Genomic DNA, 19,870 nt, shown 5'->3' on the forward strand with positions numbered 1-19,870 from the left:
AGGAAATAACCTGTCTCCACCCACCGCTGCGGGTCCCAGCCCACCACGATCTGTGCCGGCCCACCACTGCCAGCACTCGGGCCCGTGCACCCCCCGCGGGCCCCGTGAACAGGAAATAACCTGTCTCCACCCACCGCTGCGGGTCCCAGCCCACCAGTACATGCGCCCGCCCACCACGACCTGTGCCGGCCCACCACGACCTGTACTGGCCCACCGGTACAGATGCCAGCCCACGACGGCAGGAAGGTTCTTGTTACGGGGTGAGGATGACCTTGCCGGTGGTGGCTCGGTCTTCTAGGGCCTGGTGGGCGGTGGCGGCTTCTGAGAGGGGGAAGGTTGTTATGAGGGCTTCCCAGCGGCCGGTGAATGTCTCCTCGAGGGCGGCCTTTTCGAACTCGCGTAGTCGGGGCATCAGTTTTGGCCCGATGGACCAGTCGGCGGTCAGGCCGCGGGACATCAGGTCCGCGGTGGTGAGTTGGATCGGCCCACCTCCGGACCAGCCGAACATCAGCACCCGGCCGCCGACCCCGAGCAGCTCGAACGCCCGCTGACCGCTCTCACCGCCGACCCCGTCCAGCAGCACGGTCACGGCGCGATCGCCGAGATCATCCCGGAGGGCGCTCACCCAGCCGGGATCGCGGTAGTCGGCGGCGAACTGCGCCCCGAGATCGCGGACGAGCCGAACCTTGGCCGGTCCGCCGGCCAGACCGATCACGGTCGCACCGACGTTGCGGGCAGCCTGGACCAGGTAGCTCCCGATCCCACCCGCGGCGGCCGTCACCAGGACGACGTCGTCCGCGGTCAGTCTCGCCTGCGCGAGGATTCCGGCCGTCGTCCGGCCGGTGCCGATCGCCGCGACGGCCTGGGCTGCGTCGACATGGTCGGGAAGCTCGTACAGCGATTCCACCTTGGCCACCGCGCGTTCGGCGTACCCGCCGGGGACCATGCCGAGGTGCACCACGACGCGCTTGCCGGTCCAGGACGGGTCGACCTCCGGCCCGACCGCCGTGACTCGTCCGGTGACCTCGCGGCCGGGGATCGTCGGTAGCTCGGGGACCGGGATCGGTCCGCCACCCGTCGTGCCGGCGCGGATCATCGTGTCGACCAGATGGACGCCGGCGGCCTCCACCTGGATGAGCACCATCCCGGGACCCGGCACGGGATCCGGGACCTCCTCGAAGCGCAGGTTCTCGGCCGGTCCGAACGCATGCAGTCTGATCGCCTTCATGCCTGGCAACGCTAGGACCTCAACGTTGCTTGAGGTCAAGCTATCCCACTTTCTTACGTTGTGTATTAAAGTGCGAGCCACAGGGAGGGTGTCGTGGCGAAGATTCTGAAGGGTGCGACCGCACAGGAGACGCACAGCGCGATCCTGGATCTGATCCGCTCGAGCGGCACGGTGACGCGGGTCGACCTGGCGGACCGCTCCGGTCTGACCGGCGCGTCGATCTCCCGGGTGGTCAAGCAGTTGCTCGCCGACGGCCTGATCATCGAGACCGGTCTGGGCGACCCGACCGGCGGCAAGCGGGCGACGCTCCTGCAGTTCAATCCCCGCGCCCGGCACGCCGTCGGCATCTCGATCGACACGCCGAGTACGACGTACGTCGTCACCGACATGAGCGGCCGGGTGATCGAGCAGGTGTCGTCGCGGGGCATCGGCAAGGACGCGCCGACCACGGCCGTCAAGCGGATCACCGCCGAGCTCGAGGACCTGATCGTCAAGGCGGAGATCGAGCCGTCCACGCTCGTCGGGGTCGGCGTCGCACTGGCCGGCCGCCAGGGCGGGGGAGGGCAGCGGCTGCTGCGGACGAACGCTTCGAAGTACGCCTGGGAGCCGTTCGCCGTCCGGGACACGCTGATGGCCGCGATCGACCACCCGATCGTGGTGGAGAACGACTCGACCTGCGCCGCGATCGGCGAGTTCTGGGCCGGCCGGATCCCATCCGCGAACGACTTCGCCACCGTCTATATGGCCGCCGGTTTCGGCCTCGGCCTGGTCACCAACGGCGATGTCTACCGCGGCTCGTCGTCGAACGTCGGCGAGATCGGCCACATGGTCCTGGACGTGAACGGACCACAGTGCTGGTGCGGCGGCCGCGGCTGCCTGGAGAGTCTGGCCGCGCCGCGCGCCGTGGTGAAACGCGCCGAGCAGGACGAGTCCCTGGTGAACGAGCTCGCCCTGCGCGGCCGGGAGATGGCCATCCGGTCCGACTTCGCGAAGATCGCCCGGCTCGCGGCCGCCGGTGATCCGCGCTGTGTGGAGTTGATCGAGGAGTCCGCGACGTACCTGGCCAAGGCCCTGCTGTCGATCACGAACCTGCTCGACCTCAACCAGATCATCCTGGCCGGCCCGGGATTCAGCGAGGCGGGTGACATCTACGTCCGGATCGCGATGACCGAGATCAACCGGCTGTCCTTCGTCCGTGCGATGCACCCGACCCGCGTCGAGCTGTCCAAACTAGGACCCAGCGCCGCTGCCCTCGGCGCTGCGTCCCTCGTCCTCCACAGTCAGCTCACTCCGCACCAGAAGTCGAGCCGCTAGTAGTGCCCCGTGAGTGGTGTGGCTTGGCGCTATCGGCGCCCAGGCACGCACCTCGCGGCACTTGCCCAGCGCCCACGATGCTCCGCATCGAGCCACTGACCAAGCACCCCGATGCACGCACCTGGACACCGCTATCGTTCGAGCCACACCACTCACGGGGCACTCAGGAAGTCCTTCAGCCAGAGCCCGCTCTTCTTCACGACGCGCTGCTGCGTGGTGTAGTCGACATACACGATTCCGAATCGGCGGCTGTAGCCCCAGGCCCACTCGAAGTTGTCCATCAGCGACCAGGCGAAGTACCCCTTGAGCGGGAAGCCTTCGGTCACGAGGTCCTGGCAGACGGCGACGTGCTGCTGCAGGTAGTCGAGCCGCTCGTCGTCCTCGACGGTCCCGTCGGCCGTCAGGACGTCCGGGTACGCCGATCCGTTCTCCGTCACGTACAACGGCAACTCCGGCGCCAGCTTGTTGATCGTCACCAGGATGTCGCGCAGCCCGGTGGCCTGGATCGGCCAGCCCATCTGGGTCCGCGGCAGACCGGTGTCGACGGCAACGACATTCTCGCTGCCCGGTTGGGTCGACGGACCGGGCGTGGAGATCGGCCCGTCCGGCGCGGCGACCGCGGTCGGACAGTAGTAATTCACGCCCATGAAGTCGAGCGGTGCCGAGATCAGCGCGAGATCATCCGCCTGTGCGGCGAACCACTCGGTCATCCCAGTGTCCTCGAGGACGTCCGCCGGATACGTGCCGGCGAGCAACGGGTCCAGGAACATCCGGTTCCGCAGACCGTCGATCCGTCGCGCGGCGTCGCGGTCCGCGGCTGACTCCGAGGCGGCGTGGATCGGCGCCGGGTTCAGGGCGATGCCGTACGTACCCTCCGACGAGCGCAGCGCCTCGAGCGCCAACCCGTGGCCGAGCAGCAGGTGGTGAACCGCCTTGAGCGCGTCGGCGCCCTCGGTCCGCCCCGGCGCGTGCTCGCCGTTGCCGTAGCCGAGGAACGCCGAGCACCACGGCTCGTTCAGCGTCATCCAGTGCTTGATCACGTCCGACAGCGCGTCGTGCGTGACTGCGGCGTAGTCGCGGAACCGCTCGGCCGTGTCGCGCACGAGCCAGCCGCCCGCGTCCTCGAGCGGCTGCGGCAGGTCCCAGTGATACAGGGTCGCGTACGGCGTCACGCCGTACTCCAGACAGGTCTCGGCGAGGCGCCGGTAGAACGCGAGGCCGTCCGGGTTGGCCGCACCGGACCCGGCCGGGACGATCCGCGGCCAGGCGATCGAGAACCGGTAAGCCTTCAGGCCGAGGTCGGCCAGCAGCCGGACGTCGTCGGCGAACCGGTGGTAGTGATCGACCGCGACGTCACCGTTGGTGCCGTCGGAGATCTTGCCGGGCGTGTGCGCGAAGGTGTCCCAGATGCTCGGGCCGCGCCCGTCCGCGGAGACCGCTCCTTCCACCTGGTACGACGCGGTCGCCGCGCCCCAGGTGAATCCAGGTGGGAAGCCGTTCGTCACGTCGTCTCCTTTGGTCCTTCAACCCAGTATTGCTCTTGGGGGAGGAGGCTACCTAACCGGTTAAGCAGCTCGTCCGGGAGGTCGGCCGCCATCGCCTCCAGCAAGGCGTCGACGCGGGCCGGCTTGCTGATTCCGACGACCGTCCCGGCGATGCCCGGGGTGTCGACGGAGTGCCGGAGGGCGGCGGTGGCGAGGTCGGTCCCGAACTCGCGGCAGGCCTTGTCCATCGCCGCGACGGCCTCGAGTACGGCGGCCGGCGCCTCGCGGTAAGCGTACTTCGTGGCGCCCTGCGGATTGGCAAGGATCCCGCCGCCGTAGATCGCTGCGTTGATCACCGCGATGCCGTCGTCGGCCGCGCGCCGGAACAGCGGACCGGCCGAGTGGTCGACCAGGCTCCACCGGTTGTGCACGAGCAGCACCTCGAAGCCGCCGAGATCGAGATAGCGGGCGAGCTCGGCCGTGCTGCCGCCGGCCAGCCCGACATGCCCGATCTCGCCGTCGGCGCGTAGCTGCATCAGCGTGTCGACGGCGTCCCGCATCGAGTCGAAGTCGTGCCACTCCGGGTCGTGCAGGTGGACCAGCGGCAGGTCGTCGAGGCCGAGCCGTTCCTTGCTCTCGGCGATGCTCGCGCGGACCCGGGCACCGGAGTAGTCACCGTCCTTGGCGTCGACCTTGGTCGCCACCAGGAAGCCGTCCGGGAGACCGCCGTACTCCTTGATGGCCTGGCCGATGCGGAGCTCGCTCTCGCCGTCGCCGTACCCGTTGGAGGTGTCGATCCAGGTGAGCGGGCCGTCGAACGCGCGCAGGATGAGGTCGACCGCCTCCTGCCGGGTGACGTCGTACCCGAAGACCGCGGGCATGCCGGCGATCCCGCTGCCGCCGGCGCAGACGGCGGACACGGTCAGACCGGTGGAACCAAGGGGCCGCAGCCAGTCGTCTGTCATGCCTCGGAGCCTACGGCGAAGGCGAATCCGTCGGGGTCGACGTAGACCTTCGTGCCAGCGGTTGAGATGAGCTCGGGGAGGTCCGGCGGGTTGCCCTCGAGCTCGGCGTGCGAGAAGCCGGCCACGTCGAGCTGCGGCTCGCGGGAGGTCTTGTCCACTTCGTACGTGAACACCTCGAGGACTGTGTCACCGCCCTTGAGGTAGCCGATGCTGAAGCCGCGCTTGTCGTGCGGCTGCTCGATCGTGCCGATGAACGAGAAACCGTAGTGCTCGGCGTAGTACTCGCTCGTCGCGGCCCGGTCCTCGATCGTCACCGCGACGTGGTCGAACCGCGGGCGCTGCGGAACGCCCAGGGCGCGCTCTCTCGCGACCCCGTCGGCGTCCAGCACAGCGGCGTACTGGAGATCGCCCTGGATCATCTCGAGCAGTGTGCCGTCCGGGTCGTAGAAGAAGCAGATCCGGACCTCACCCTCGGCGTCGAGCGGGTCCAGCTTGAACTCCACCCCGGCGGCCTTGAGTACGTCGGCCCGCTCGTCGAGCCGGTCCACCTTGAAGCCGACGTGGCGGAACCCCTTCTGCAGGTCGTCCGGGCTCCAGGTGCTCCGGTCCCGGCCGTTGCCCACGGCCCGTAACTCGATCGTTGCGGTCACCGCGTCGAGTACGGCGCGCTCCGGCGTCGGCTCGCCGATCACCCGGAGCTCCAGGAACTTGGTGTAGTACTCGACCGAGCGCTGCACGTCCGTGCAGTTGACCACGACGTTCTTGATCGGCATGGAACCTCTCTCTGCTGACTAGTTCTTGACCGCGCCGAGCATCATCCCGGCGACGAACTGCCGCTGCATCCGGACGTAGACGACGATGACCGGGACGACGGACAGCGTGAGGCCGGCGGTGAGTGCCGGCCAGTTGGTGGAGTACTGGCCCATCAGGGTGAACAGCACGGGTTGCAGGGGGAGCGAATCGGTGTTGCGCAGGACCGTGTTGGCGATCAGGAACTCGTTCCAGGTGGACAGGAACTGGAAGATCACCACGGTCGCGATGCCGGGCCGGGTCAGCGGCAGGATCACCCGCCGGAAGATGGTCAGCTCGCTGCCGCCGTCCACCCGGGCCGCCTCGATCAGCTCGTCCGGCAGCGTCTGGAAGAACGCGCGCATCAGGAACATCGCGAAAGGCGCGGAGCCGGAGATGTAGAGCACCAGCAGACCGGTCTGCGTGTCGAGCAGACCGAGCGACTTGAGCTCGAGGTAGAGCGGGATGATCAGCGCCGTCGACGGCATCATCAACGTGGTGAGCAGCAGCACGAACAGCGTGTTACGGAACGGGAAGTCGAGCTTGGCGAACGCGTACCCGCTGAGCGTCGCGAACACCAGGACGCCGATCACGGTGACCGACGTGATCCAGACGCTGTTCCAGAAGTGCAGAGGGAACTCGATGGACGTCCAGGCATCCTTGTACGCCGTACCCGTGAGCTTTCGCGGGATGATCGGCCCGTTGAAGATCGTGTTCTGCTCGCGCAACGAGGTGAGCAGCATCCAGACGAACGGGAACGCCATCACCACGCAGAACGGCAGCAGTACGAACGTCGCGAACGACTTCCCGACCCACGGCCTCTGGGCATTCGTCACGCTCATCGGTCCGCCCTCCTGGTCAGCCAGAGCTGGGCGATCACGGCCAGCGTGCACAAGACCATCGTCACGACGCTGAACGCGCTCGCGTACCCGAGTTGCGGGATCGAGCCCGATGTCGAGCCGAACGCCAGGGAGTACAGATAGGTGCCGAGCACCTCACTCGCGTGGTTCGGGCCGCCGCCGGTCATCACGAAGATCACGTCGAACGCCTTGAATCCGTTGAGCAAGCCGAGGCTGACGATCAGGCCGGTGACGACGCGCAGGCTCGGGACCGTGATGTGGCGGAACTGCTGGACGGTGTTGGCGCCGTCCATGGCTGCCGCCTCGTACAGGTTCGGATCGATGCTCTGCAGACCGGCGAAGTAGATCAGCATGTTGAAGCCGAGGCCACCCCAGACCGTCACCACCACGATGGCCGGCAGGACCGTCTTCTGGTCGGCCAGCCACGGATGCTGCAGGCTGTCCAGACCGATGGCCCCGAGCAACCGGTTGAGCGTGCCGATGTTCGGGTCGTAGATCAGCTTCCACAACACGGCCGACACCACGAACGAGACGATGCCCGGGATGAACAGGATGGTCCGGACCAGGACGCCGACCTTCGCCCAGACCACGTTGACCAGGACGGCCGTGACGAGCCCGAGGAAGGTGAGCACCGCCGTGGTCACCCCGGTCAGCACCAGCGTGATGATCATCGCCCGGCGCGCGACCGGATCGTTCAGCATCCGGCTGTAGTTGTCGAAGTTGACGAACCGCGGCGCACCGAATCCGCCCCACGAGGTGAGACTCAGGTACGCCGTGTAGAGGATCGGCCAGAGCACGAAGCCCAGGAACAGCACGAACGTCGGCGCCACGAACAGGTAACCCGCGAGCCGCTGCGACTTCCGCAGCGGTGAACCGAACCGGTACGACGGCCGCCGGGGGAGCGGCCGCCGATCCGGTGGTGCCACGTTCTTGCGCGGCCGGGAGAGCGCTGTCGCCATCCGATCAGCCGCCCTTGGCGTTTTGCACGGCCTGCTGCATCTCCTTGGCGACGGCGGCCGGTTCCCCCTTGCCGTCGAAGATCTTGGCCAGCGGATCGCCGGCCGCGACCGACCCGGGGCCGAACGGGATGTGCGGGCACCCGTCGCCGTCGAGCAGCCAGGACGTCATCTGCTTCATGATCGGCAGCTCGATCCGGCTCGCCGCGCTCTTGGTGGCCGGCATCGAGTTGGACTCGTTCATCGTGGGGGAGTACTCGTCCGCGGAGTACATGAACTTCAGGAACTCCAGCGCGGCGTCCTTGTTCTTGCTGTTCGCCGACACCGCCCAGCCGGCGCCGGCCTGGTTCGCGGTCCAGTGCCGCTTGCCGGCCGCGATCGCGGGGGTCTTCATCACCTTGTACTTCTTGTTGAAGGCCGGGGTCGCGTCCTTGGTCAGTCCCTGCGGCGTCCAGCTGCCGTTGAACAGCATCGCCGCCTTCTCGGTGTAGAAGATCTGCGGCGCCTGGTCGCCGCTGGTCCCGGTCGTGCCGGGCTGGAAGACACCGCCGTTGACGATCTTCTGCTGGAGCTCGATCGCCTGGACGACCTTCGGGTCCTCGTACGTCAGCCCGTCCTTCAACTGGTCGAGCTTGAGGTAGAAGGTCGGATCGTCGGCAACTTGCGTGATGAGTGGAAGGAAGAAGTCCAGGGAGCTCGTCGTCGGGTTGCAGCTCAGCGCCACCGGGAACTTGCCGGTCGCCTTGATCTTCGCCGCCGCCGCGATCAGGTCGTCCCACGTCTCGATCTCGTCCTCGCCGACCCCGGCCTTCTTCAGCAGGTCCGGGTTGTAGAACAGGCCGAAGGTCTGCGCCATCCAGCCGACCGCGTACTGCTTGCCGTCCAGGGTGTACTCCTGGTTGGCGGAGTCGAAGAAGTCCTTCAGGAAGTCGTCGCCGAGCTCCTGCTTCAGGTCCGCCGAGATCCCGCCGGTGCCGTAGGTCAGCGCCCGCGTGTGCGGTGCGAAGATCTCCGGTACGTCGCCGCCGGCCACCGCGGCCTGCAGCGCCGGCAGGTACTGGTCCGGGGTGCCGAAGATCCGGTTCTCGACCGTGATGTTGCTGTGTGCCGCCTGGAACTTCTCGATCAGCTTCGGGAACTGGTCCTCCTGGTCGTTGTACCAGGACCACATCCGGACCACGGCCTTGCCGCCGCTCGTGGTGCCGCCCCCGCTGTCACTGCCACCGCAGGCGGCGAGCGCGGACCCCAGTCCGAGTGCGCCCACTGCCCCCTTGAGTACCGTCCGCCGCCGTACGTGCCGTTCGCCCATCGCCGACTCCTAGTCGCTCACCTCACGAACCTCACACCAACTTCCTAACTGAAAGTAAGAAAGGGGTCAAGGTCGGGAAACGGATTTCCAGATTTTCCGGGACCGGCAGGTCGGCTCATAGGGTGTGGGCATGGTGACGACGTGGTGATCCGGCTGAGTGAGCGGTGGCCGGAGGTGAGCTCCGATCGGCTGCTGTCCGAGTGCGTGCCGCCGCCGCGCTTCGCCGAGGTCCGGTTCGCCACGTACCGGCCGGATCCGGACGAGCCCTCCCAAGCCGAAGCGCTGAGTGTGCTCACCGAGCGGTCGGTCCAGTTGGCGCAACCGCGCCGGACACCAAGCATGTGGTCACGTCTCCGCGGCCGTGGAACCACGCCTGCGGGCAAACCGGGCATCTACCTCGATGGTGGGTTCGGAGTCGGTAAGACGCACCTGCTCGCATCGCTGTGGCACGAAGCCGCCGGACCGAAGATGTACTGCACCTTCGTCGAGCTCACCAACCTGGTGGGCGCCCTCGGTCTCCGCGCCGCCGTCGAGGCGCTCTCGTCGTACCGTCTGATCTGCATCGACGAGTTCGAGCTCGACGATCCCGGTGACACGATGCTGATCTCCCGGCTGCTCGGCCAGTTGGTCGCCGCCGGAGTCGAGCTGGCCGCGACCTCGAACACGCTGCCGGACAAGCTCGGCGAAGGCCGGTTCCAGGCGATCGACTTCCTCCGCGAGATCCAGGCGCTCGCCGCGAACTTCGACGTACGCCGGATCGATGGACCGGACTACCGGCACCGTGGCCTCCCGGTGGCTCCCGAGCCGTGGCCGGACGAGCGCGTCGAGCAGACCGCCGCCGAACGACCGGGCGCGTCCTGCGACCACTTCGTCGACCTGCACCGCCATCTGGCCGAGCTGCACCCGAGCAAGTACGGCGCCCTCCTCGATGGCGTCGAGGCCGTCGCGATCACCGACATCCGCCCGCTCACCGACGAGAACGTCGCGCTCCGGATGGTCGTCCTGGCCGACCGGATGTACGACCGGAACCTCCCGCTGCTGGCCGGCGGCGTACCGCTGGACCAGACGTTCTCCGCCGACATGCTGAAGGGCGGCTACCGGAAGAAGTACCTCCGGGCCTTGTCGCGGTTGATTGCCCTGACACGCGAGTCGGCAGACCAAGCAGCGTCCTGAAACCTGCACCCGGTGTGTGGTTCATTGGGAGCATGGTGATGCCGGCGGGGTGGCGTGCGGTCAGACTGTGGCTCGGGGTCGCGTTCGCGGTCCTGTGCGGATGGCTGGCCTGGCATGTCGGCAATGAACTGTTCCGGTTCATCTGGATGGGCGACGAGGGTGAGTTCCTCGTGTTCGTGGTCATCCTCGGCCTGTTGGCGGCCGTCCTGATCGCCACCGCGATCCAGCCGTCGCCGCCCAGCGAGGGCTCGGGCCGGTGGTTGGTGCGGGCCGCCGTCTACCTGTGCGGCTGCGCAGCGCTCATGCTCGTCGCACTCTGGGCCGGTACGGCGTACTACGACGCGACCGACTGCCCGACCGGGGACGCAGACTGCCTGTCGCTCCTCGGCGGCATGGTGTGGGCGGTGATCTCCGTACCGGTCAGTGTCGTCGTCATCGTGGTGATCGAGCTCGTCCTGCGGCGCCGGCGCAAGGTTGCGCAGACTTCCGCTGATCTCGGCGGTTGATGAGGCAGGATGGGCGAATGGCGAAGCAGAAGAAGGGGAAGGCCGACGACGGCGGACTGCGCGAGCAGTTGCGGGTGCCGTCCGGGCCGGTCGACCTGACGACGTACGACACGCGCGCCACGCCTGGCTTCAGCGGGAGCAAGGACGAGGGTAAGGTCGCGCTGGAGGGCCTCGAGGCCGAGGTCTCCGACTGGCAGGAGCGGCTGTTCGCCGAGGGGCGCAAGGACGGCGAGCGGAGCGTGCTGCTCGTCCTGCAGGGGATGGACACGTCCGGCAAGGGCGGGGTGATCCGGCACGGCGCGGGGCTGATGGATCCGCAGGGGCTGAAGATCACGTCGTTCAAGGCGCCGACAGCGGCCGAGAAGCGGCGCGGGTTCCTGTGGCGGATCAAGCAGGCGCTGCCGTCGGAGGGGATGATCGGGATCTTCGACCGGTCGCACTACGAGGACGTGCTGATCGCGCGGGTGCGCAACCTGGTGACGCCGAACGTGTGGAACCGGCGCTACGACCAGATCAACGACTTCGAGGCCGAGCTGGACGCGCACGGTGTGACGATCGTGAAGTGCTACCTGCACATCTCGCAAGAGGAGCAGAAGGTCCGCCTGCAGGCGCGGCTGGACGATCCGACCAAGCACTGGAAGTACAACCCCGGCGACGTCGACGAGCGAGAGCTCTGGCCGGACTACATGGATGCCTACCATGCGGCGATCGAGCGGTGTAACACGCCCGAGGCGCCCTGGTACGTGATCCCCAGCGACCGCAAGTGGTACCGCAACTGGGCCGTCACCACGATCCTCCTGGAGACCCTCAGGTCCCTCGACCCCCAGTGGCCGCAGGCCGACTACGACATCGACACCGAGAAGAAGCGCCTGGCCGCCACCTGAGCCGCACCCCCGCGGCGTCAGCCGCGGGGGATCAGCTGTCCGGGTCGATGTCGTGTTTGCGGAGGAGATCGCGGAGGTGGGCGACCTGTTCGTGGAGGCGCTCGTTCTCGTCCAGGACGGCGTTGAGCTCGCCGAGTAGGTGGTGCCGGCGGCCGTACGTGGTCCAGGTCGCGGAGTCGTCGGCGAGCATGCCGGTGACAGCGGTCTCGACGCGCTCGCGGCGGTCGATCCAGTCCTGCACCTTGCGGCGGACCTGGTCGGGATCGGACGTGAGCTTGGTCAGGATCTGGGCGGCGACACCCTCGCCGTCGCGCAGCAGACCGAGCAGCAGATGCTCGGTGTCGAGCTGGTCGGCACCTCGGCGCCGGGCCTCGTCCCACGCGGACTCGAACGTGCTCTTGGCCCGTGGCGTGAAGGGGATCGACCCGGCAATGCCGCCGCTCCCACGCCCGACGATCTCCACGATCAGGTTGCGGACCGCCGAGGCCGAGATCCCGCAGCCACCTGGGAAGGAGCGGTTGGGCTTCGAACCGGACAGTGCCTTCGCCGCAATGCCGTGCTCCTCCTCGATCAACGCGACCAGCAGGTGTTCGGTCCCGATGTAGGCGTGGTCGAGCTTGCGCGCTTCCTCCTGGGCCAGGACGACGACCCGCCTGGCCGGATCACTGAATCTCTCGAACATCCGGATTCCTCTCCCCACCAACTCGTCGCCCCAGTCGGCGACCTCGTCGTCCAGGAGCAACTCGATCCTGAGCTGCTCCTGCAAGTCCTCGGCCATCACCGGCTCCGGCTCGAGCCGGATGCGGATGAACGTCGCGACCTCGTCCGGCGTCGCCTGACCGGTGGCGATCCGGTCCAGCAGTTCGTCCATTTCCTCCACCGGCTCCAGCCGCAACTCGGCCCGGTTGAGCGCGGTGAATTGCAGCACCACCGCGACCGCCACGACCCGGTTCGCGCCGTTGAACGGTCGCTCCCGGACCAACCCCGCGAGCAACACCCCCGTCGCCTCGGCGAGCCCGCTGGTACGCCGTACGTCGCTCAGCACCCGATCGACCGCGTCCAGGTCCGTCCGGCGTACGGCGTCCTCCGACTCGCACTGCAGCACGCGGGCCGCCACTGCGAGGACGTCGTACCGGCCGAGGTAGCGCATCAGTCGTCTCCGCGAAGCCGGCGCAGTGACTCCTCGTGCCGCGCCAGGTTCTCCTCCAGCAGCCGGCTGAACCGCGTGTCCTGCCGCCGCTGATCGACGAGCGCGGTGATCGCCTCCCGCGCGACGTCCGAGACCGACCGACCCTCCACCGACGCCACGGTCTGCAGTCGCTCGGCCAAGTCCGGATCGAGCCGCAACAGGATGTTCTTCGTCCCGTCCTTCACCATGGCTATCAAGATATCACGCTATCTACGGCCGGATAGGGTGACAGCGTGGAGAACCTGCGGACGGATGTCGTGGTGGTGGGGCTGGGCGCGTTCGGGTCGGCCGCGTTGTGGCGGTTGGCGGCGCGCGGGATCAACGTGATCGGGATCGAGCGGCAGGCGATCGCGCATCCGTTCGGGTCGTCTCATGGGAGTACGCGGTTGTTCCGGGTCGCGTGCATGGAGCATCCGGGGCTGACGCCGATCGCGCGGAAGTCGCTGGCGTTGTGGACAGAGCTGGGGGAGCGGACCGGCGAGACGTACGTCCGCCAGACCGGATCGCTCAACGTCGGCGGACCGAACAGTCGCCCGGTCAAGGGCGCGCGTCAGGCAGCCGCCGAGGCGGGTGCGCCGACGACGGATCTCACGCATGACGAGTTGCACGAGCGATTCCCGCAGTACGAGCTGGACCCCGGAGACGTGGCTGTCTGGGATCCCGGTGCCGGCATCTGCTACGCCGAGCCGACGGTCCGCGCCCACGTCGCGGAGGCCGAGCACTTGGGCGCCACGGTCTATCCGAACACGATGGTGACCGCGATCGACCTCGGCCCGAACGAGGTGACCGTGCGGACGCCGACTGTCGACATCATCGCGGACCAGGTCGTCGTCGCCACCGGCGCGTGGCTGAGCAAGCTGGTCCCTGGGGTGCCGCTGTCACCACGCCGTACGCCGCTGTTCTGGTTCCAGCCGAAGGACCCGGCGTCGAACGCGTTCCGGCTCGGCAACTTCCCGTCGTTCATCTGGGAGTTCGGGGACGGGCGCGGCCTGTGGGGACACGGCTCCGACGAGGACTTCCTGGTGAAGGTCGGACTGGACGGTGCCGAGCGGGACCGCGGCGTGGATCCGGACGAGCTCGATCGCTACATCCACCCGCGCAAGGACATCACTGAGCTGTCGCACGCGATCAGCCGCGCGTTCCCGGATCTCGATCCCGAGCCGGTCAAGCTGATGCCTTGCATGGTGACGGACTCACCCGACGGCCAGTTCCTCGTCGGGAGGTACGACGAACGCCTGGTGATCGCCGGCGGCGACAGCGGCCACGGCTTCAAACACTGCGCAGGAATCGGCGAACTCCTGGCCCAACTCACCACAAAGGAGACGCCGTACACCGACGTCTCCTTTGTGAACCCGCTGAGGTTCTAAGCCGTGCGCACCAGCTCGGGGCGGGCGATGACTGGGCGGGGGGCCGGGGCCAGGGTGAGGAGGTCGAGCCCGGCTACGCCGTATCGGAGGAGGACCAGGCGGGCAACCTCGGCGCTGACGCCCAGGGGGCGCGAGACGGCCACGGCGCCGGCGCGGCGGGCGGTCGACTCGGCACGGTCAGGCAGGACGCCGGGGGCCAGGAACAGCGAGCCGACGGCGACGTGCCGGCGGCCCTCCAGGCGCCACTGCAGGACAGCCTCGGCCGGTGACGGGGTCGCCGCGCAGGTGAAGGCCGCGGTCACCGGCAGCTTGTGCCGCTGACCCCACAGCCGCGCCAGCCGGGTCACGCTCGCGTTCGCCTGCGAGTCGCTCGAGCCGGCGCAGGCCAGCACCAGCGCGTCCAGCTCCCGCACCCGGCCGCCCTTGAGCTCCGCCCGCATCCGGCGATCGAGGACGTCGAGCAGCGACTCGTCGTACCCGAGGACGTCGGAGGCGATGATCCGCAGCGCCGGGAACCGGGTCCGCGCCTCGTCGAGGACGGCCGGGATGTCGACCCGGGCGTGGAACGCCGACGAGAGCAGCAACGGCAGGATGACGACTTCCTCCACGCCCTCGGCGGCGAGCTTGCCGAGCTTCTGGTACGGCGTGGGCGGGCAGTGGTCGAGGAAGGAGGCTTCGATCCGCAGGTCGCTCCGCAGCTCGCGCAGGCACTTCACCAGCGAGTGGACGGTGGCGGCCGAACGCGGATCGCGGCTGCCGTGGGCGAGGACTACGAGAGCTGGAGCAGTCATAGCAGTTCCCCTTCTTCGTCGTCGATCATGCCGGCCGCGAGTGTCCACCCGTCGTGGGCGTCGATCAGCAGGAACGATCCGGTGATGGCGTTGCTGGAGTACGGATCGGCGGCCAGCGGTGCGGCGACCTTGAGCTGCACCTTGCCGATGTCGTTGAGGTCGAGCCCGGTGGCGTCGATGACTCCGAGCGTGTCGAGGTCCAGCGCCCCGGTGATCTTGGTGACGATCGCCTGGGCGGTGGTCGTGGTGTGCTTGATCAGCAGCCGGGCGCCCACGGTCAGCGGACGGTCCGACAGCCAGCACACGGTGGCGGCAAGTTCCCGGCGGGTGCCGGGGGAGTCGTCGGCCGCGACGATCACCGAGCCGCGGGCGACGTCGATGTCGTCGGCGAGCCGGACGGTGATGGCCTCGCCGGCGACCGCGGACGGCCGTTCGGCGACCGCGGTCGACGTGGCGGTGACGACCGGCCGGTCGATCCCGGCGATCGACGTACGACGGCCGGCCGGCAGCACGATCACCGGGTCACCGACGGATACGGTGCCGGAGGCAACGGTCCCGGAGTAGCCGCGGTAGTCGCGGTACTCCTCGGTCTGCGGCCGGAGCACGTACTGGACCGGGAACCGCAGCGGCTCGCGGGAGGTGTCGGTCCGCCCGTTGGCGTTCTCGAGCACCTCGAGCAGCGTCGGTCCGTCGTACCAGTCCGTCTGAGCGGACCGCTCGACCACGTTGTCCCCGACCAGAGCGGAGACCGGGATGGCCTGCAGGTCGGCGATCTCGAGCTGGTCGGCGAGCTCCGCGACGTCCTTCACGATCCCCTTGAAGACGGCCTCGTCGTAGCCGACCAGGTCGATCTTGTTGACCGCGAGTACGACGTGTGGCACCCGGAGCAGACCGGCCACGGCCAGGTGCCGCCGGGTCTGCTCGAGGACGCCGTGCCGCGCGTCGACCAGGATGATCACCACGTCCGCGGTGGACGCGCCGGTCACGGTGTTGCGCGTGTACTGCACGTGCCCGGGGCAGTCGGCCAGGATGAACGAGCGCTTGTCGGTGGCGAAGTACCGGTAGGCGACGTCGATCGTGATGCCCTGCTCGCGTTCGGCGCGCAGGCCGTCGGTGAGGAGGGCGAAGTCGAAGTCACCACCACGGGCTTCGGACACCGTCTTCACGTGCGCGATCTGGTCGGCCAGGATCGCCTTGCAGTCGTGCAGCAGCCGCCCGACCAGGGTGGACTTGCCGTCGTCGACCGATCCGGCGGTGGCCAGCCGCAGCAGTTGCCGCTGGGCGAGCTGCTCTACAGCTGTGCTCAATCCTTGGCTCATCAGAAGTAGCCTTCCCGCTTGCGGTCTTCCATCGCGGCTTCGCTGACCCGGTCGTCGGCCCGGGTGGCGCCGCGCTCGGTCAGTTCGCTGGCCGCGACCTCGACGACCACCTCGGCCGCGGACGAGGCGGTCGAGGCGACCGCGCCGGTGCAGGACATGTCGCCGACGGTCCGGTAGCGGACCACCCGGCGTTCCACGACCTCACCGTCACGGGGCTGCGAGTAGGGGCCGACGGCAAGCAACATGCCGTCGCGCTCGAACACGTCCCGCTCGTGGGCGTAGTAGATGCTCGGCAGGTCGATGCCCTCGCGCTCGATGTAGTTCCACACGTCGAGCTCGGTCCAGTTGGACAGCGGGAACACCCGCACGTGCTCACCGGGCCGGTGCTTGCCGTTGTACAGCGACCACAGCTCCGGCCGCTGGTTGCGCGGGTCCCACTGACCGAACTCGTCGCGCAGGCTGAAGATCCGCTCCTTCGCCCGGGCCCGCTCCTCGTCCCGGCGCCCGCCGCCGAACACCGCGTCGAACCGGTGCCCGTTGATGGCGTCGAGCAACGGAACCGTCTGCAGCGGGTTCCGGGTGCCGTCGGAGCGCTCGCGGAGCCGGCCGTCGGCGATGTAGTCCTCGACACTGGCCACCTCGAGCCGCAGACCCAATGCGCCTACGGTCGCGTCGCGGTAGTCCAGGACCTCCTGGAAGTTGTGCCCGGTGTCTACGTGCAGCAGCGCGAACGGAACCCCGGCCGGCGCGAACGCCTTCCGCGCCAGGTGCAGCATCACGATCGAGTCTTTACCGCCGGAGAACAGGATCACCGGACGCTCGAACTCCGCCGCCACCTCACGGAACACGAAGATCGACTCGCTCTCCAGGGCGTCGAGTTCTGTCACCGTGGTGCTCAGGGTGGCCTCCGGGGCATCAATCGACTGGGGCGGTGGGGCGGGGAAGGTATCCAATGCAGTGGTCATGTGTGGAGCCCGCATTCGACCTTGCCCTGGCCGGCCCAGCGGCCGCTGCGCGGGTCTTCACCGGGGGCGACGCGCTGGGTGCACGGTTCGCAGCCGATGGACGGGTAGCCGTCGTACTGGAGCAGGTTGACCAGTACCCCGTTGTCCGCGATGTAGGTGTCCAGGTCCTCCTGGGTCCACGGCGCGATCGGGTTCAGCTTCACCATGTCGCGCTTGGCGTCGTACTCGATGACCGGGGTGTTGGCCCGGGTCGGCGCCTCCTCGCGGCGGATGCCGGTGACCCAGGCCTTGTAGCCGGACAGGTACCGGTTGAGTGGCTCGACCTTGCGGAGCGCGCAGCACTTGTCGGGCTCACGCTCGTACAGCTTCTCGCCGTACTCCGCGTTCTGCTCTTCGACCGTCTGCTTCGGGAGGGCGTTGACCAGGTTGATCGGCAGCGTCGCCGCCACCGCGTCCCGGGTGCCGATCGTCTCGGCGAAGTGGTAACCCGTGTCGAGGAACAGGACGTCGACACCGGGGGCCGCCTCGGCCGCGAGGTGGGGGAGTGCCCCGTCTGCCATCGAGGCGGTCACCACCAGTTCGTCACCGAAGGTCTCCCGCGCCCACGCCAGCAGTTCCTGCGCCGAGGCGTCGGCTAGTCGTTCGTTGGCCTCCTCGGCCAGCGTCTTCAGATCCGTACTCATTCCACTGTCACCCGCAACCCGATCATCTTCAGCTGGAACACCCGCGCACACGGCCGGCACTCCCACGCGCCATGGCCTTCCTCGGAGGGACGAAGGTCCTCGTCCCCGCAGTACGGGCAGTAAAGAGGTGCCGCACGCTCACTCATCGACGTCCTCGCTTCGCTCCGGGCGCCGACGAGGCACAAGTCACGCTGCCCTTGTTGGTGAACTCACTTCGTTCGTTCACTGCAAAGCCTCCTCGTCAGCTCGGGTGACCCACTGGGCGAAGCGCTCGCCCTCGTTGCGCTCCTTCAGGTAGTTCTGGGTGACGCGCTCCACGTAGTCGGTGAGCCCGTCGGCGGTGACCTTGTGGCCGCGCAGCTTCCGGCCGAAGCCGGCGTCCAGCCCGAGGCCGCCGCCGAGGTGGACCTGGTAGCCCGGCACCTGCTTGCCCTCGGCATCCATCACCAGCTGCCCCTTGAGGCCGATGTCGGCGGTCTGGATCCGGGCGCAGGAGTTCGGGCAGCCGTTCACGTTCACGGTGATCGGTACGTCGAGCTCCGGGATCCGCATCTCCAGCTCGTCGATCAGCTGGGCCGCCTTCGCCTTGGTCTCGACGATCGCCAGCTTGCAGAACTCGATCCCGGTGCAGGCCATCGTGTTCCGCCGCCAGGCTGACGGCCGGGCCTGGAACCCGAGCGCGTCGAGGCCGGCGATCAGCGATTCGACCTGCGCCTCCTCGACGTCGAGCACGAGCAGCTTCTGCTGCGCGGTGGTCCGGATCCGGTTCGACCCGTGCGCCGCGACCACGTCCGCGACCTCGGCGAGCTTCGTCCCCGACACCCGTCCGACCACCGGCGCGACGCCGACGAAGTACTTGCCGTCCTTCTGCTTGTGCACGCCGACGTGATCGCCCTGGACGGCGGGGATCTCGGGCGCCGGGCCGTCGATCAGCTTCCGCTTGAGGTACTTCTCCTCCAGCACCTCACGGAACTTCTCGACACCCCAGTCCGCGACGAGGAACTTCAGCCGTGCCCGGGTCCGCAGCCGCCGGTAGCCGTAGTCGCGGAAGATGCTGGTGACACCCCACCAGGCCTCGTGCACTTCCTCCAACGGGATCCAGGTGCCGAGCCGCTGCGCGAGCATCGGGTTCGTCGACAGGCCGCCGCCGACCCACAGGTCGAAGCCGGGCCCGTGCTCGGGGTGCACGACCCCGACGAACGCGATGTCGTTGACCTCGGGTACGACGTCGTGCGACGGGTGCCCGGTAAGCGCGGTCTTGAACTTCCGCGGCAGGTTGGAGAACTCGTTCGAGCCGATGTACTTCTCGACGATGTCGTCGATGGCCGGCGTCGGGTCGATGATCTCGTCCGCGGCGATCCCGGCGACCGGGCTGGCGATCACGACGCGCGGCACGTCACCGCAGGCCTCGGTGGTGTAGAGCCCGACGGCCTCCAGTTTCTGCCAGATCGCCGGGACGTCCTCGATCCGGATCCAGTGCAACTGGATGTTCTGCCGGTCGGTGATGTCAGCGGTGTCGCGCGCGTACGCGGTGGAGACCTCCGCGATCACCCGCAGCTGCTCGGTGCTGAGCTGGCCGCCCTCGACCCGGACCCGCAGCATGAAGTAGCGGTCGTCCAGCTCCTCCGGCTCCAGCGTCGCGGTCTTGCCGCCGTCGATCCCGGGCTTGCGCTGGGTGTACAGACCCCACCAGCGGAACCGGCCGCGCAGGTCGGCCGGGTCGATCGAGTCGAAGCCGCGGTGCGCGTAGATATTCTCGATCCGGGCCCGGACGTTCAGGCCGTCGTCGTTCTTCTTGTTCTCCTCGTTCTTGTTCAGCGGCTCGCGGTAGCCGAGCGCCCACTGGCCTTCGCCCTTGCCCTTGCGTGGCCGGGCAGGCTTGCGGGTGGCAGGAGCAGACGTGACGCCAGTCATCCGGAGGGTGTCCTTGTCCTCGTGACAGGTGCTCACCGAGGGCGGTGGGATCGAAGCGTCGTCGATTCGATGCGTTCCGCGCGGTGCGCACCCAGCGGTGATCGGGGGTGATCAGGGGCCTCGTCGGGCCCGGCGGGGTGGCTGTCAGAACATCGAAGGACAACAGATGGCGCT

20 protein-coding genes are annotated in these 19,870 nt (G+C 68.3%); 5 read left to right on the plus strand and 15 right to left on the minus strand.

Going from position 1 to position 19,870, the window contains the following annotated elements:
- Window positions 1–253 precede the first annotated feature (253 nt).
- Window positions 254–1,228: a zinc-binding dehydrogenase gene (locus AB0E63_RS39095; protein WP_360377678.1), complete on the minus strand. Its 975-nt coding sequence runs from the start codon at window positions 1,226–1,228 to the stop codon at window positions 254–256.
- A 93-nt stretch (window positions 1,229–1,321) separates the two neighbouring features.
- On the opposite strand from AB0E63_RS39095, the gene AB0E63_RS39100 reads away from it, so the two are divergent.
- Window positions 1,322–2,542 carry an ROK family transcriptional regulator gene (locus tag AB0E63_RS39100; protein ID WP_360377681.1) on the plus strand — a complete coding sequence of 407 codons (1,221 nt, stop codon included), beginning with the start codon at window positions 1,322–1,324 and terminating at the stop codon, window positions 2,540–2,542.
- A gap of 152 nt (window positions 2,543–2,694) precedes the next feature.
- Here AB0E63_RS39100 and AB0E63_RS39105 read toward each other — a convergent pair whose 3' ends face one another.
- The 6 genes from AB0E63_RS39105 to AB0E63_RS39130 are packed head-to-tail and all read right to left on the minus strand — an operon-like array spanning window position 2,695 to window position 8,905.
- A complete protein-coding gene (locus AB0E63_RS39105) occupies window positions 2,695–4,047 on the minus strand; it encodes a GH1 family beta-glucosidase (protein ID WP_360377683.1) in 1,353 nt (450 codons plus the stop codon).
- Window positions 4,044–4,991 (minus strand): aldo/keto reductase, encoded by a 948-nt coding sequence (locus AB0E63_RS39110; protein ID WP_360377686.1) that lies wholly within the window; start codon window positions 4,989–4,991, stop codon window positions 4,044–4,046. The genes AB0E63_RS39105 and AB0E63_RS39110 overlap by 4 nt, the downstream gene beginning before the upstream one ends.
- A complete protein-coding gene (locus tag AB0E63_RS39115) occupies window positions 4,988–5,764 on the minus strand; it encodes a VOC family protein (RefSeq protein ID WP_360377688.1) in 777 nt (258 codons plus the stop codon). The genes AB0E63_RS39110 and AB0E63_RS39115 overlap by 4 nt, the downstream gene beginning before the upstream one ends.
- Window positions 5,765–5,782: 18 nt before the next feature.
- Window positions 5,783–6,622: a carbohydrate ABC transporter permease gene (locus AB0E63_RS39120; RefSeq protein ID WP_360377690.1), complete on the minus strand. Its 840-nt coding sequence runs from the start codon at window positions 6,620–6,622 to the stop codon at window positions 5,783–5,785.
- Window positions 6,619–7,599: a sugar ABC transporter permease gene (locus AB0E63_RS39125; RefSeq protein WP_360377692.1), complete on the minus strand. Its 981-nt coding sequence runs from the start codon at window positions 7,597–7,599 to the stop codon at window positions 6,619–6,621. The genes AB0E63_RS39120 and AB0E63_RS39125 overlap by 4 nt, the downstream gene beginning before the upstream one ends.
- Window positions 7,600–7,603: 4 nt before the next feature.
- A complete protein-coding gene (locus AB0E63_RS39130; protein WP_360377694.1) occupies window positions 7,604–8,905 on the minus strand; it encodes an extracellular solute-binding protein in 1,302 nt (433 codons plus the stop codon).
- Window positions 8,906–9,046: 141 nt separating this feature from the next.
- On the opposite strand from AB0E63_RS39130, the gene zapE reads away from it, so the two are divergent.
- From zapE to AB0E63_RS39145, 3 genes are read left to right on the plus strand one after another with little or no spacing between them, the layout of a single operon-like run.
- Window positions 9,047–10,078 (plus strand): cell division protein ZapE, encoded by a 1,032-nt coding sequence (gene zapE, locus AB0E63_RS39135; protein ID WP_360377697.1) that lies wholly within the window; start codon window positions 9,047–9,049, stop codon window positions 10,076–10,078.
- A 32-nt stretch (window positions 10,079–10,110) separates the two neighbouring features.
- Complete coding sequence (locus AB0E63_RS39140; protein WP_360377699.1) at window positions 10,111–10,584, plus strand: hypothetical protein; 474 nt, start codon at window positions 10,111–10,113, stop codon at window positions 10,582–10,584.
- Between the two features lie 17 nt (window positions 10,585–10,601).
- Window positions 10,602–11,468 carry a PPK2 family polyphosphate kinase gene (locus AB0E63_RS39145; protein ID WP_360377701.1) on the plus strand — a complete coding sequence of 289 codons (867 nt, stop codon included), beginning with the start codon at window positions 10,602–10,604 and terminating at the stop codon, window positions 11,466–11,468.
- Between the two features lie 31 nt (window positions 11,469–11,499).
- Here the strand turns inward: AB0E63_RS39145 and AB0E63_RS39150 are convergent, their stop codons facing one another.
- Both AB0E63_RS39150 and AB0E63_RS39155 read right to left on the minus strand, forming a co-directional pair.
- Window positions 11,500–12,618 (minus strand): Clp protease N-terminal domain-containing protein, encoded by a 1,119-nt coding sequence (locus tag AB0E63_RS39150; protein ID WP_360377703.1) that lies wholly within the window; start codon window positions 12,616–12,618, stop codon window positions 11,500–11,502.
- The gene (locus AB0E63_RS39155; protein WP_360377706.1) at window positions 12,618–12,845 is read right to left on the minus strand and encodes a ribbon-helix-helix protein, CopG family; all 228 of its coding nucleotides are present in this window, start codon (window positions 12,843–12,845) and stop codon (window positions 12,618–12,620) included. The genes AB0E63_RS39150 and AB0E63_RS39155 overlap by 1 nt, the downstream gene beginning before the upstream one ends.
- 45 nt (window positions 12,846–12,890) lie before the next feature.
- Between AB0E63_RS39155 and solA the strand changes: the two genes are divergently transcribed.
- Entirely contained in the window at window positions 12,891–14,024 is a 1,134-nt protein-coding gene (solA, locus tag AB0E63_RS39160) for an N-methyl-L-tryptophan oxidase (RefSeq protein WP_360377708.1), read from the plus strand.
- Here the strand turns inward: solA and AB0E63_RS39165 are convergent.
- The 6 genes from AB0E63_RS39165 to AB0E63_RS39190 form a co-directional block, all read right to left on the minus strand.
- Complete coding sequence (locus AB0E63_RS39165; RefSeq protein WP_360377711.1) at window positions 14,021–14,815, minus strand: sirohydrochlorin chelatase; 795 nt, start codon at window positions 14,813–14,815, stop codon at window positions 14,021–14,023. The genes solA and AB0E63_RS39165 overlap by 4 nt on opposite strands.
- Window positions 14,812–16,122 carry a GTP-binding protein gene (locus AB0E63_RS39170; RefSeq protein ID WP_360377714.1) on the minus strand — a complete coding sequence of 437 codons (1,311 nt, stop codon included), beginning with the start codon at window positions 16,120–16,122 and terminating at the stop codon, window positions 14,812–14,814. The genes AB0E63_RS39165 and AB0E63_RS39170 overlap by 4 nt, the downstream gene beginning before the upstream one ends.
- 11 nt (window positions 16,123–16,133) lie before the next feature.
- Window positions 16,134–17,099, minus strand: coding sequence for a sulfate adenylyltransferase subunit CysD (gene cysD, locus AB0E63_RS39175; RefSeq protein WP_360377716.1), 966 nt, complete (start codon window positions 17,097–17,099; stop codon window positions 16,134–16,136).
- Window positions 17,096–17,782 carry a phosphoadenylyl-sulfate reductase gene (locus tag AB0E63_RS39180; protein WP_360377719.1) on the minus strand — a complete coding sequence of 229 codons (687 nt, stop codon included), beginning with the start codon at window positions 17,780–17,782 and terminating at the stop codon, window positions 17,096–17,098. Before AB0E63_RS39180 ends, cysD begins: the two co-directional genes overlap by 4 nt.
- Window positions 17,779–17,928: a hypothetical protein gene (locus AB0E63_RS39185; RefSeq protein ID WP_166665480.1), complete on the minus strand. Its 150-nt coding sequence runs from the start codon at window positions 17,926–17,928 to the stop codon at window positions 17,779–17,781. The genes AB0E63_RS39180 and AB0E63_RS39185 overlap by 4 nt, the downstream gene beginning before the upstream one ends.
- Before the next feature lie 76 nt (window positions 17,929–18,004).
- Entirely contained in the window at window positions 18,005–19,696 is a 1,692-nt protein-coding gene (locus AB0E63_RS39190) for a nitrite/sulfite reductase (RefSeq protein ID WP_360377723.1), read from the minus strand.
- Window positions 19,697–19,870: the final 174 nt, after the last annotated feature.

This window comes from Kribbella sp. NPDC026596 (assembly GCF_040638415.1).
Lineage (GTDB): Bacteria > Actinomycetota > Actinomycetes > Propionibacteriales > Kribbellaceae > Kribbella.

Coding starts and splice junctions, on each gene's coding strand:
- AB0E63_RS39095 (WP_360377678.1), bottom strand. CDS start 1,228: ATGAAGGCGATCAGACTGCATGCGTTCGGACCGGCCGAGAACCTGCGC.
- AB0E63_RS39110 (WP_360377686.1), bottom strand. CDS start 4,991: ATGACAGACGACTGGCTGCGGCCCCTTGGTTCCACCGGTCTGACCGTG.
- AB0E63_RS39115 (WP_360377688.1), bottom strand. CDS start 5,764: ATGCCGATCAAGAACGTCGTGGTCAACTGCACGGACGTGCAGCGCTCG.
- AB0E63_RS39120 (WP_360377690.1), bottom strand. CDS start 6,622: ATGAGCGTGACGAATGCCCAGAGGCCGTGGGTCGGGAAGTCGTTCGCG.
- AB0E63_RS39125 (WP_360377692.1), bottom strand. CDS start 7,599: ATGGCGACAGCGCTCTCCCGGCCGCGCAAGAACGTGGCACCACCGGAT.
- AB0E63_RS39130 (WP_360377694.1), bottom strand. CDS start 8,905: ATGGGCGAACGGCACGTACGGCGGCGGACGGTACTCAAGGGGGCAGTG.
- AB0E63_RS39140 (WP_360377699.1), top strand. CDS start 10,111: ATGGTGATGCCGGCGGGGTGGCGTGCGGTCAGACTGTGGCTCGGGGTC.
- AB0E63_RS39145 (WP_360377701.1), top strand. CDS start 10,602: ATGGCGAAGCAGAAGAAGGGGAAGGCCGACGACGGCGGACTGCGCGAG.
- AB0E63_RS39150 (WP_360377703.1), bottom strand. CDS start 12,618: ATGCGCTACCTCGGCCGGTACGACGTCCTCGCAGTGGCGGCCCGCGTG.
- AB0E63_RS39155 (WP_360377706.1), bottom strand. CDS start 12,845: ATGGTGAAGGACGGGACGAAGAACATCCTGTTGCGGCTCGATCCGGAC.
- AB0E63_RS39165 (WP_360377711.1), bottom strand. CDS start 14,815: ATGACTGCTCCAGCTCTCGTAGTCCTCGCCCACGGCAGCCGCGATCCG.
- cysD (WP_360377716.1), bottom strand. CDS start 17,099: ATGACCACTGCATTGGATACCTTCCCCGCCCCACCGCCCCAGTCGATT.
- AB0E63_RS39180 (WP_360377719.1), bottom strand. CDS start 17,782: ATGAGTACGGATCTGAAGACGCTGGCCGAGGAGGCCAACGAACGACTA.
- AB0E63_RS39185 (WP_166665480.1), bottom strand. CDS start 17,928: ATGAGTGAGCGTGCGGCACCTCTTTACTGCCCGTACTGCGGGGACGAG.
- AB0E63_RS39190 (WP_360377723.1), bottom strand. CDS start 19,696: ATGACTGGCGTCACGTCTGCTCCTGCCACCCGCAAGCCTGCCCGGCCA.